Annotated in this window: 7 protein-coding genes and 1 tRNA gene; 3 read left to right on the top strand and 5 right to left on the bottom strand. The window is 44.4% G+C overall.

Translation table 11 applies throughout. The features are described 5' to 3' along the window. Positions 1-122: 122 nt before the first annotated feature. From NQ505_RS13885 to NQ505_RS13870, 4 genes are all read right to left on the bottom strand, one after another. Positions 123-2,489 carry a hypothetical protein gene (locus NQ505_RS13885; protein ID WP_004316053.1) on the bottom strand — a complete coding sequence of 789 codons (2,367 nt, stop codon included), beginning with the start codon at positions 2,487-2,489 and terminating at the stop codon, positions 123-125. 24 nt (positions 2,490-2,513) lie between these two features. After that, positions 2,514-4,547 carry a tetratricopeptide repeat protein gene (locus NQ505_RS13880; protein ID WP_004310198.1) on the bottom strand — a complete coding sequence of 678 codons (2,034 nt, stop codon included), beginning with the start codon at positions 4,545-4,547 and terminating at the stop codon, positions 2,514-2,516. Between the two features lie 26 nt (positions 4,548-4,573). Continuing rightward, the gene (locus NQ505_RS13875) at positions 4,574-5,119 is read right to left on the bottom strand and encodes a DUF3575 domain-containing protein (RefSeq protein WP_004305849.1); all 546 of its coding nucleotides are present in this window, start codon (positions 5,117-5,119) and stop codon (positions 4,574-4,576) included. 240 nt (positions 5,120-5,359) lie between these two features. Next, the gene (locus NQ505_RS13870; protein WP_009000857.1) at positions 5,360-8,113 is read right to left on the bottom strand and encodes a heparinase II/III family protein; all 2,754 of its coding nucleotides are present in this window, start codon (positions 8,111-8,113) and stop codon (positions 5,360-5,362) included. Positions 8,114-8,275: 162 nt separating this feature from the next. On the opposite strand from NQ505_RS13870, the gene nuoF reads away from it, so the two are divergent. The 3 genes from nuoF to nuoE are packed head-to-tail and all read left to right on the top strand — an operon-like array spanning position 8,276 to position 12,459. Then, positions 8,276-10,183 carry an NADH-quinone oxidoreductase subunit NuoF gene (nuoF, locus tag NQ505_RS13865; RefSeq protein WP_009000856.1) on the top strand — a complete coding sequence of 636 codons (1,908 nt, stop codon included), beginning with the start codon at positions 8,276-8,278 and terminating at the stop codon, positions 10,181-10,183. 13 nt (positions 10,184-10,196) lie between these two features. Further along, positions 10,197-11,963: an NADH-dependent [FeFe] hydrogenase, group A6 gene (locus NQ505_RS13860; RefSeq protein ID WP_009000855.1), complete on the top strand. Its 1,767-nt coding sequence runs from the start codon at positions 10,197-10,199 to the stop codon at positions 11,961-11,963. 19 nt (positions 11,964-11,982) lie between these two features. Further along, positions 11,983-12,459, top strand: coding sequence for an NADH-quinone oxidoreductase subunit NuoE (nuoE, locus tag NQ505_RS13855; RefSeq protein WP_004305841.1), 477 nt, complete (start codon positions 11,983-11,985; stop codon positions 12,457-12,459). A gap of 88 nt (positions 12,460-12,547) precedes the next feature. Here the strand turns inward: nuoE and NQ505_RS13850 are convergent. Next, positions 12,548-12,635: transfer RNA gene (locus tag NQ505_RS13850), tRNA-Ser, on the bottom strand. Positions 12,636-13,198 lie beyond the last annotated feature (563 nt).

The following is a 13,198-nucleotide window of genomic DNA, read 5'->3' as shown; positions in this document are numbered from 1 at the left end:
GAAGTAATATTAATGTAACGTTTATGTAACCGTAATTTCTTGGAAATGGAATACAAAAAGGGTTGCACAATCACTAATCCGGTATTGCGCAACCCTTTTTATTCGATTTCTTATTTTTCTTCTTATTGGAAAGTAGGCATCTTGAATCTGTACAATAATCCACCTACCATGGAAGCTACGCGGTCAGGTCTTCCCTGTTCGGAGCCATCGTATGTATCGGTACGGATACCGACTTTAGGTTCGGCATACAGATACAAAGAAGAAGCCACTTTCAGCTTTACCTGCACACCGGCATCCAGTCCCGGCACTGCTCGGAACTTACCGTAACGGCGTACCAGTCCGGCCGTAACTCCCACAAAAGGAACAACATCTATCACATGGTCGGGGCTGTATCCTTTTGCCAATGTGGCCAGACTCATCATATAATCCATACCCAAACCGGCATAATGAAGATTCATCTTCGACGACGTTTTGGCCTTGTACATAATTGTTCCATTTACCCGCCATGCAGATAACGGAGTGTACCATTTACCTATGCTTCCTTTTGCTTCTACACCTGCATTCTTCACCAAATCTTTGTTGGCTACGAGCAAGCTACCCAATCCAAGTGCACCGGAGATGAAGTAACGCTTGTCATCCTGACCAAACACGCTGCGATTGGCTGCTTTTGAATAAGGAACAAAGCGATAGTGGAAACCTGCATTGACTCCTACCATTACGTCTTTCTGCATAAAGCCCAGATTACCTTCAATGAATTTATCTCCATACAAGCGAATCTGCGGTTCAATGTACAAACCGAGAAAATCATTCACATGCCATAATCCCTGTATGCCTGCATTAATACCCGGTTGGAACTTATGGTCTGATTTGGAAGTATAAGCAAGGTTGACACCTACCGAACCTATTAAATCAAAGATACGATCGGGATTATATCCACTCATGGTAGACGTTATGTTCCACAAGTAATCAAGACCACCACTGACGCTGGCATGTCTAAGTTTGCCCGCTTTAACACTTCCCGGAACTACATAGTTCGTAAAGAATCCACCCGTACCCACCAGGCGCAAACCGGAATAAGGGCTCAACCACTTACCGATAGAGACAGAAGCCTGCGGACCTAAAGAACCAAGGTTTTCAAGATTCGTCTTATTCAGGAACATTTGCACACCGATTCCCGAAGTCATAAACAGATTGTCTGCGATGTGATTGCTTGAGAATCCGTTCTTCGGACGTGCCGCACGGTCAATCGTATGATAAGTCAAACCAAAATTCAACTCTCCGAGCTGATCCGTATTGCCACCTACTCCGCGACCTCCTGCATATCTCTTATTATACACATTGAGGCGAGGTTCTATAAATAAATCCACAGAACGGTTGATACGGAAACTTCCTTGCACACCGACTCCTATTCCCGGAGCATACTTGGCGGTTTTATCCACTCCTTTCGTACCTGCCAGGTTAACTCCGGCAATACCGATCAGACTAAATATTCTGTCTTCATCATATCCCCAAAGAACATTATTGATATTCAACAGATAGTCCGCATGCAGATCGACATGTTTAAAGTAGCCGCTTGCACTGCCCGAAGGGGTGTCTGAAAGTCCAACCGTCCCGGACAAACGCAGACCGGAAGAAGGACTGAACCATTTACCGATTCCGGCAGAGAACTGGGGACCTAATCCTTTAATCGTATTCTTGATTCCCGGAACTTTCAGTGTACTGATACCACCGGATAAAGAGATAAACATATGATTCAGGAAGGAACTTTTATCGAAATCATCGAAATGAATCTTAGTTCCCATCGGAGCAGCAGGCATATAGGTCAGACCTACCAGAACCGAACCAGCCATTTTATAGTTTCTCCAACTTTCCGTATACGCAAAACCGTCATTATACCATCCGATCCGCGGTTCTACAAACAAATCCAATGTAGAAGAAAGACGTACATTTCCCTGTAAACCGAGATGAGCGCCGTAATAAAGCTGACCGCCGCCTTTCAAATCCGGATACTTTTCGGAACGATCGCTATTGTCGCCCACCTTAGAATAACCGGCTTCTATACCTGCAATCCCTACTAACTCAAAACAACGGTTTGCATTGTATCCGTATGCCAGGGAGGACATATTCAACAGATAGTCCAGGCTGCCGCCACCCATTTTTATTTTAGAATCGTAGATACTCGACGGCAGATAACCTAAATTCACCCCTATCCGAAGTCCATGAACCGGAGTAATCCACTTTCCCATAAAGAGATGGGCGGTCATTCCCATTCCATCCTGACTATCTCCACTTGTTAACAAGCTGTATGGCCCTATTCCGGCAGAGAAAAAGAGATGTTCATTGAATTTATTGCTCTCGAACTTTTCATTTGCAGGCCGTTTCTGTAACATATATTGCAATGCACCATAATCCTGTGCCTGTAAGGTAACAGCAAGCATCAGGAAGATTGCCACTGCTACATATTTATTGTTGATTCTGAAGATATTCATCGTTTACTCTTGTTGTATATATCATTATTTAATTTTCTGCTCTTCCGGCAGCAAGTCAATAATATCACCGTCCACCTTCGCTACTTCCAATAAGGAAGGATCAAGTTCAAGGGCCTTCTCAATGCTCATAATCGCATCACCTATTTTCTCCAGGCGGTTGGCGGCAATCGCTTTTATATAATATTCGCGGGCGGTCTCTACATCCATGGTAGAAATCTTATCCCATGCTTCCTGATTCTTCTTCATTGCCAGCAGCATCACCACCTCATTGAAAGGGCTGGTAGCCGCCACCTTTTCGAAAGCATCATTATAATAACCGGCCAATGCCTGAACAATGGCCTGCAAATCTTCAGAAACCGCTTCTTCGGGAACCAAGGTCAAGACTGAATCTGCTTTTGTATATTTCCCTTCATGCAGCAAGGCAATAGCCTGATTGGACAATAACTCCGCCGGTGCCGATTTACTGACAAACGGTTCGAGAATACGTGAATCCGGAGTATCTTTCTGTATCGTTGCCACTGCCAGTTCATTGGCTGCATACGTAAAGTTATCATAAAGTTCAAGAGCTTCCCTGCAATACTTTTCCCTTTCGTCGGGAGTTTTTGCTGTCGTAATCATACGGTAATATTCGAAACGGGTCAGTTGCTTCGGATTCTTTCTGTAAAGTTCTCTAATCTCGTCGTCCGTCAAAGAACGGAAGATTGAATAACCATAGGTATATTGCACCTTTCTCAATTTAGGCAGATAAGTAGCCGCAAGTTCCTTGTAGAAAGGTTTCGATTTCAAGACCCCATTCAACCGGTAAGGAGTAGCTGCATATTGTTTGATTAAGTCCTCTACTTCTTTAGCCAGTTCCGGCTTGGAGTTTTTTTTCAGCAATTCAGCTACCTCCTTCCAGGAGGCAACCGATGCATCCGATTTCACCTCCAACAGTTTACGTGTTTCCGGGTCCAGTTGTGCCAGTATACGTTCCAGGGCCTTATCCGTACGCAATTTTGCCAGACGAAGATTCGTCGCGTAAGAACCGTCCGGCGAAGCCACCCCCGTAATATGAAAACTCTTCAAAGAGGCATCCGGGTTCGTCTCAATAGCACGTAATTCCTGATTCAATCGGTTCAGTTCCACCTGATTTTGTGGATTCTTATCATCCAGGTCGGCTTTACCTACCAGGAAGGTTAAGTTTACCTCACCTTTCGTATCCCGCAACTGCATCACGGGTTTCGGAAGATATTTCTCGTCCGTCAGGCTGAAAGCGGAGAATTTATACTCCAAGAAACGAAGCGGGTTGACCGTTCCGCGTGCAATGGAGAAAGAGTCACGATAAATGATATTCCGGTAATTTTCCATCGCCAGATGCACATCTGCACGGTAGTCATGTTGCAGATATTCTATATAGATAGAATCATGGTAAGCAATAATATCCCCCTTGCGTGAAGAAGTAGTTTTCACACGGATGTAATCGTGCAAAGGATCTTTATCCATATCATAATCGTACATTCGATTTTGCGTTGTATTATAAGTATCCCCGTCGAATACAACAGGACGCATCAACAGACGCTTTTTCAGTGTCACATCATAAATGGAAGGCTGCAATACCAAGCGACGATGTGAGTTAAACATCTCCTTAGGCACCGGGACACGGGTTTTCAGATGAAAATAATTACCTTTGATTTCGATGTCCGTAGGTTCCGGAATCACTTTGTCCTTCACTTTGGAAGTAATCGTAACTTCGTCCAGTTCGATGACGGCATCTTTCAATACTACATTCAGAATCTGCTTTCCTGCCACCTTCACTGTTTTGTCTTCATAACCGACACATGTAAACTTCAACGAGCCGTTTTTCTCAACCAAGACACTGTAACGACCATCCTCGTCGGACATTTCTATACGTTCGTCATTGACCGGATTCAACACATTTACATTCGGAACACTTTTTCCCTGCGGGTTTGTGATATGCCCCTGCACGCGGATCCGTTGGGCGGATACATTCATACCGACGAACATCATCGCCACGAGAAGTATACCTGTTAATCTATCACGTTTCAAATTGATTTTCATTCTCTTTTCTGACTAGCTAATGTTCGTTATCGAATAATATAAACAAAGGATACCCCCAGTTTGACAGGTGCAATGGTGGTCTTACTATCGTTGACCGCACCCGGTTTCGGAGTACCCTTATCATACTTAAACTGACGGTAGCGCAACACACCCACTCCGGCAGTTGCTTCGATGTTCCAATGATCGCCCAGCACCCATGCGTATCCATAGGTCAAACCAGCGGCGTATGCATCGCCTTTGTGATGCACATCTTTTACCATCATATCAAAATTATTCACGAAAGCGGTGATTCCAAGAAAATGACTCACCATCGGACGATTTAGCCAGTAACGAACTTCAGGCTGAAAATGCGTGAAAGTCGTTTTAAAGTTGTCTGTACTGATTGGGTTCGCAGCAATCCCCATGTTCAAGGAGACATGACTACCCAATACAAATTCTGCTTCTACATTCGGACTGGCGGTCAGCCAACCCAATGCATTTGTCTTTACAGCCACCCGTTGTGCGTGCACATGTACACCACAACATAATAACAGAAATGATAACGCAGCTATTACCCTGCGACCATTTCTCATCACATATACCATCATTTATTTCCCACTAAATATTTCCCACTAAATATTTACCCACAAAAAAGGGCTTACTGTCCATTTTATATACTACTTGGACAGAAAGCCACAAAATTAGAAAAAATATAGTATTAAAAACGTTTAAACACGCTTTTTTTGTTTTTTATTGCAACAATTTCCATCTTAGGCCATAATATACCATACTACGGATAAGATATACAATTTTTCTTTATTACCAATGAAACATCAGATACGCAACAACATAGGCTCCGACGCAGCATCGGATTTTATCTTCTTATCGCCGATAACAACCGTACAGGGAGCAGAAGAAATAATATACCATTTCCCTTCTTTCTTTTCGAGCAATACATTAGCGGCATTGTCGGTCTGAATCATTACCCCGGGTGCAACCAATTGGGTTCCATTCCCTAAAAACAACGTCCGGTTTCCTGCATATTCATTGCTGATAACAGCATAATCCGCTTTCACTTTCATTCCTTGATAAGTAGCGGTTTGTGCAGCATCAGATAGAGAGAAGATATGATCTATACGTCCGTTTTTGCTTTTCACACAGATACCGGCAAAGTCTTCCAAACCTGCTCCTTCTGCATCAAAATAAGAAACAGACTGAATAGCAGACGGTTCCTTTTTCGTACTCGGTTCATATATCGAGACAAAAGGACGATTCCAAGCTTCTCCATGCTGACGGGCAACAAATGTCAGCGTCGGCTGCTCCTTTATATTATAGGGCATATTCGGTGTACGGCTTAGCCCTTCGGTCATTGGCGCCAAAGCCGTAAAGACTTCACGATCCGGTTCGCCTTTCATCCAAAGATTCATGTATATATCATCGCCGTCCTTATCTTTCATATCTATGGTGAAAGTTGCCTTGACATCCTTATTGGTCACAGCCACTTTCTTATCATATAAATAGGAATAAGCGTAAAGATGTGCGCCTGCAAAGGCGAGTTCTTCCGTAGGCTGGAGATTCAGGTCGCTGCCATCTGCTGTCGTCAATGTCAAAGTCTGCCCAAGGTTGTGATAAAAATAATCGTGCATCTTATCGCCTCCTTTCTCTTTCCGGCTGCGGAATACATCGACATAATACCCCGTCTCCGCCCCAGTAGTGACAATACTCATCATACGGGTCTGATCCGCCCTGCTTTCCGGTTCACGAAAATAAAGGTTACTGTAAGTAACGGACGTAAATGCTTTGCCCGGTTCCGCTGATGCCGGGAAACAGGAAAGCAAATCAAAAGAATGGTTACTTTTCATCACCGGATAGCTCGATATTCCATCCACACAAACTGTATTATGACTGGGGAATTGAGAATAATATTCCGCATAATCCAGTCCGCTATACAGGAAAAGCCCGATACCTGCATCCGGACCCAATACGTATCCTTTTCCGTAAAGTTCCATCGAAATGCCGTTAGCGTGCATGTGATTCCCTTCACTGCCATTCAACGAAATCATCAAACTGTTGCGCGGATGCATACCGTTACGCTGTACCAGCCATGACACATTGGGAGCATAAAACAAAGGAGAAACATAATCTTCTATCTTTCCCGGCTGCACTTTGGGATTTAGCGTCAGCGGTTTATCTTCAAAGAAAGAATTGACAGATACACGCACATTCTTCTTTTCTGTTTTATCATTTCCCAAATCCGGGTTCAGGCATTTCAATAAAGCCGTGAAATAGTTTTCCTGTTCTTTCTTCCCGTTCGCCTGTGCATTCTGTATCATACGGATAAAGAAGTTCGTACTCAAATATCCCGGATGCGTATCTCCAAAGCCACAAATCATACGGTTGGGAAACAGATATTGGGGAGTGGTTGCTACCGCTTTCGACAATACAGGCACTGCTTTCACCAAATCATATTGCAGATTCGTATCAAACTGATTCACGAAATTGGCATAATCATTGATTACCACACTGCTATATCCCGGACATTCTGCCCAAATTCCCGTATTTATATCGAAACCATAATCCGCCAATCGCGTCAGACTCCACTGGCGGATGCTGGAACGGTTCATCACATAGTCGATATAATATTCACGTCCTTTTCCGTCGGCATATTCTTTATTGTCTTCCAATACCAATCCGACATTCATAACAAACCGTGCCTGTAGCAAATTCCAGTTGTTATGAGGTACACCGTTCGCAATGATATTATCCGCCCATTTCTTAAAAGCCCCGGCGTAGATTTCCATTTTATCCGGGTAATTGGCCTTTAGATAATTATATAGAAAATCGTATAAAGGTACAGCGATATGGAGTGCGTCTTCATGGATGACTTCGAAAGAAGTCAATCCTACCAATGTTTGCTGATGGCCGTGATTCAGGTCGATGGGCGCGTTTCTATAATAAATACCTGTCATATATGTATCAAAGACCCCTGCGGCAAGTTTAGCGAATTTCTCTTCATCCGTCATCCAATAAAGGAAAGCGGCATCACGGGCAATTCCCAGGATTTCGCAGTTCAGGCTTTCAATATTCCGGCCTGTTTTGGATGGGTGTACACTCTCCATAGGACGGTCGGGAAGTGCATTATTGCAGAAAGTGACATTCCCGTCCTCATCATCATAAGGAACGACATCCGCCAATTTGGGACGGCCGTGGGTGGCAGCTGTGCCACGGGTTCCCGTGTAGCGCACAGTGGGATAAGGAGCTCTTTCACCACCTGCATGGTCGAACGTTTCACCTTTCACATATACTTCCGTGGCATGAGACTTCCAGTACATTGCCAAACGAGACAGCAACCACGCCGGTTGAGCATCCGTCAGGTTCGTATATACTTCCGTCCGTTCCTTCAATTTATTGAAAACATCTTTCGCCCATTCTTCTTTTTTAATCAGCTTCCATGTTTCCTGCTTTCCCGCCGGAGTAGTCAGTACCCGCGGATGTGTCTGCGGCATCTTTTCCGGCAAAGGAATCTCTTGTCCGGATGCGCTGTTCAGAAAGGATAGAAAACATAGTCCAAGTAAAATTCGTCTCATACTTCAGTTATATTTTTTAGGTTTGATACCTATTAAATACGAAGATAGAGATTTATTTACCTAAATCCTCCGTCAAAGAACAATTTTATTTGTACGAGACTACGCTGTTATTTCAAACAAAGAATTATATTTGCAAAAAACCGACTAACAATTCTGATACTTATGAAAATTTTATCTATCCATGATTTGGCAACAATCAGGAAGAGAGCAGAGCACAATCTTTCATTGCGCGAAGAAAGTAATGAAAAGGTGACTGAAAAGTGTTACGGACTGGCATCCGGTGCGCAACATCTTCAGATTCTGATCTGCGGTGGTACAGGCTGTAAGGCATCTTCCAGCCAGGGTATTACAGACAATCTTCTAAAAGCCATCAAAAAGAACGAAATCACCGATAAAGTAGAAGTCATCACCGTAGGCTGTTTCGGCTTCTGTGAAAAAGGTCCTATCGTGAAAATTATCCCCGATAATACCTTTTACACCCAAGTCACTCCCGAAGATGCGGAAGAAATCATCAACGAGCATATCATCGGAGGACGAAGAATCGAACGGTTGCTGTATGTAGATCCTAAAACGGAACATACCGTCAGCGACTCCAAGCACATGGATTTCTACCGGAAACAACTCCGCATCGCATTGCGTAACTGTGGTTTTATCGATCCCGAAAATATTGAAGAGTATATCGCCCGTGAAGGATACTTTGCATTGGCCGATTGCCTGCTTAACAAACAGCCGACGGACGTTATTGATATTATCAAACGTTCGGGACTTCGCGGACGTGGCGGTGGCGGTTTCCCGACGGGACTGAAATGGGAATTTGCCAACAAACAACAGTCGGATGTCAAATACGTGGTTTGTAACGCCGACGAAGGAGATCCCGGTGCATTCATGGACCGTTCCATAATGGAGGGCGACCCACATTCGATTGTAGAAGCGATGTGTGTCTGCGGTTATTCCATCGGGTCCACCAAAGGATTAGTATATATCCGTGCGGAATATCCGTTAGCCATCAACCGACTGAAAACAGCTATCAATCAGGCACGCGAATACGGATTATTGGGAGATCATATCTTAGGAACAGATTTCAGTTTCGACATAGAAATACGATACGGAGCCGGAGCTTTTGTCTGCGGAGAAGAAACTGCCCTTATTCATTCGATGGAAGGAAAACGGGGAGAGCCGACTCTGAAACCTCCCTTCCCTGCCGAATCCGGTTATCTGGGAAAACCAACCAATGTAAATAATGTGGAAACGCTTGCCAATATTCCCATTATTCTAACCAAAGGAGCCGACTGGTTTGCAACGATTGGCACAGAACGTTCCAAAGGAACCAAAGTGTTTGCTCTTGCCGGAAAGATTAATAATGTCGGACTGATCGAAGTGCCGATGGGAACTACTCTTCGGGAAGTAATCTACGAAATCGGAGGAGGCATCAAAGGCGGAAAGAAGTTCAAAGCTGTACAAACAGGAGGACCGTCAGGCGGCTGTCTGACAGAAAAACATCTGGACACTCCCATTGACTTTGACAACCTTCTCTCGACCGGTTCCATGATGGGTTCAGGAGGGATGATTGTCATGGATGAGGACGACTGCATGGTATCCGTAGCCCGCTTTTATCTGGATTTTACAGTGGAAGAGTCCTGCGGGAAATGCACACCTTGCCGCATTGGAAACAAACGTCTGTTGGAACTACTGAACAAGATTACAGAAGGAAAAGGCACAGAAAAAGACCTGGACACACTTGCCACTTTGGGACAAGTCATCAAAGATACGGCCCTCTGCGGACTGGGACAAACCTCTCCGAATCCCGTTTTATCCACATTGGATAACTTCTACGATGAATATATGGAGCACGTGCGGGATAAGACTTGTCGCGCCAAGCAATGTAAATCACTATTAACATATACCATCAGTCCGGAACGTTGCATTGGTTGTCATCTATGCGCCAAAAACTGTCCGGCGGATGCTATCAGCGGACTGGTGCGTAAGCCACATGTCATTGCTCCTGATAAATGTATCAAGTGCGGCATGTGTATGGCACGCTGCAAATTCAATGCTATTCTTGTCTGCTAAAATCTTATTTACTATGGAAGAAAAACAAATTACTCTCCAGATAGACGGTCATTTCATCACTGTGCCCGAGGGAAGCACTATTCTTGAAGCCGCTATCAAAATCGGTATCAATATACCTACGCTGTGTCATATCGACCTAAAAGGAACCTGTATAAAAAATAATCCGGCTTCCTGCCGTATTTGTGTGGTTGAAGTGATGGGACGGCGCAACCTGGCTCCTGCCTGCGCTACCCGTTGCACGGAGGGCATGGTAGTAAAAACCAGTACCCTGCGCGTAATGAACGCTCGCAAAGTGGTGGCTGAACTGATCCTTTCGGATCACCCCAATGACTGCCTCACTTGCCCTAAATGCGGCAACTGCGAGCTCCAAACGTTAGCACTGCGTTTCAACATTCGCGAAATGCCTTTCAATGGCGGTGAGCTGTCCCCCCGCAAACGGGAAATTACCGCTTCTATCGTCCGTAATATGGATAAATGCATTTTCTGTCGCCGTTGTGAAAGTGTTTGCAATGATGTACAGACGGTCGGAGCATTGGGTGCCATCCGTCGCGGATTCAATACAACCATCGCTCCTGCCTTTGACCGAATGATGACGGAAAGTGAATGTACTTACTGCGGTCAGTGCGTGGCTGTCTGTCCCGTAGGCGCATTAACAGAACGTGACTACACCAACCGTCTGCTCGACGATCTGGCTAATCCGGACAAAGTAGTGATTGTGCAGACCGCACCTGCCGTACGGGCGGCCCTAGGTGAAGAATTCGGATTTCCTCCCGGCACTCTGGTAACCGGGAAAATGGTGTATGCACTTCGCGAACTGGGATTCGACTATGTATTCGATACTGATTTTGCAGCCGACCTTACCATTATGGAAGAGGGTTCTGAAATTCTGAACCGCCTGACACGTTATCTCAACGGAGATAAATCCGTACGATTACCTATCCTGACTTCCTGCTGTCCGGCATGGGTCAACTTCTTCGAACATCATTTCCCGGACATGCTGGACATTCCGTCCACCGCCCGCTCCCCACAACAGATGTTCGGTTCCATTGCCAAATCCTATTGGGCGGAGAAAATGGGCATACCCAGAGAAAAGCTGGTTGTCGTATCTACCATGCCTTGTCTGGCTAAAAAGTACGAATGTGCACGTGATGAATTCAAAGTGAACGGTATCCCCGATGTGGATTATTCTATCTCTACCCGTGAACTGGCACGACTAATTAAACGTGCCAATATCGGGTTCCCTCTCGTACTGGACAGCCCATTCGACAACCCGATGGGTGAATCGACAGGTGCCGGTGTCATTTTCGGAACAACAGGTGGTGTAATGGAAGCCGCCCTCCGTTCTGTCTATGAAATCTATACCGGAGAAACTTTGAAAAATGTAAATTTCGAACAGGTACGCGGACTAAATGGCGTCCGTCGTGCTACCATTAACCTAAACGGATTTGAATTAAAAGTAGGCATCGCACACGGACTAGGCAACGCTCGTCATCTACTGGAAGATATACGGAACGGACATAACGAATATCATGTAATCGAAATTATGGCTTGCCCCGGAGGCTGTATCGGTGGCGGCGGGCAGCCTTTGCATCACGGCAACTCGGAAATACTCTATGCACGCGCCAACGCACTTTACCGTGAAGACGCCAACAAACCTTTGCGCAAATCGCACGAGAATCCGTATATCAAGACATTATACGAGGATTATCTCGGCAAACCGCTAGGTGAGAAATCGGAAACTCTCCTGCATACGCATTATTTCAACAAAGCGATTGATTAACTTTTAAATGAAGAGTATTATGTCAGATATCAAACTAGCCTGTGACATGGCAGAGCAAATCAAAACGATCTGCGACAAGCATGGAAACAAACCGGGCGAACTTATCAATATTTTGCATGAGGCACAGCATTTGCAAGGGTATCTACCCGAGGAAACGCAACGGATTATCGCTTCCAAACTTGGAATTCCCGTATCGAAAGTGTATGGTGTCGTCACTTTCTATACTTTCTTTACCATGACTCCCAAAGGAAAACATCCCATCTCTGTTTGCATGGGTACAGCTTGTTATGTACGTGGTTCAGAAAAACTGCTGGAAGAGTTCAAACGTGTATTAGGTATCGAAGTCGGTGACACTACCCCGGACGGAAAGTTCTCATTAGACTGTCTGCGTTGTGTAGGCGCCTGCGGACTGGCTCCGGTAGTGATGATCGGCGAGAAGGTATATGGTCGATTACAACCGGTAGATGTAAAGAAGATTATTGAAGAATTGGAATAACCGAATTCCCGAAAACAATATAAAACAAACGGCTGCCTTGATAAGTCAAAACAGCCGTTCATTAATATTAAAATGTAAAAAAATGATGCGGAGAGAACGAGATTCGAACTCGTGATACACTTTTGGCGTATACACGCTTTCCAGGCGTGCCTCTTCAACCACTCGAGCACCTCTCCTTACAATTACCAACTAGAGAAAAAACTCTCCATAAAAACAGAAAGCAGCAAAAAGCTGCTTTCTAGCGGAGAGGGAGGGTACTGAACCCATACATCTAACCGCCTATAAATCAGCTTTTTATTTTCCAAAATTTCAAATAGGTAACGAAACAGTAACGATTTTCACAGAGTTATCTGTCCAGCTTTGTCTGCTGTTTGTCTGCCTATCTCACGGGTTCAAAGATACAACTCTTTTCTGAATTACGCAAATGTCTGAATATAAATGTTTAGCGATTAGTGCAAGGTGCAAGCTATATATATAGATATATACTTGCACCTTGCACTAAAAGTAGATTTAACAGTTACATTGCAAATCATATAAAAAAAACAGTTATCTTTGCGCCGTTTTTTAAACTAAATGAAATTATATTATGTATCACGGTTTCGCAGCAAATACCCCTCCCCCGGTAGCCTAATGGCTAAATAACCGGTCTTTTATAATCTTTTATTCCTTATTGTCTTATAAGGAAAAGGGATATTTGTGTACTTATCTTAGTATTACAAGGTTGTTTAGCCTATATCTT

Origin of the sequence: Bacteroides sp. D2, from assembly GCF_025147085.1 — a bacterium.
Taxonomy (GTDB): Bacteria; Bacteroidota; Bacteroidia; order Bacteroidales; family Bacteroidaceae; genus Bacteroides.
This window is presented reverse-complemented; position numbering and strand designations above follow the sequence as displayed.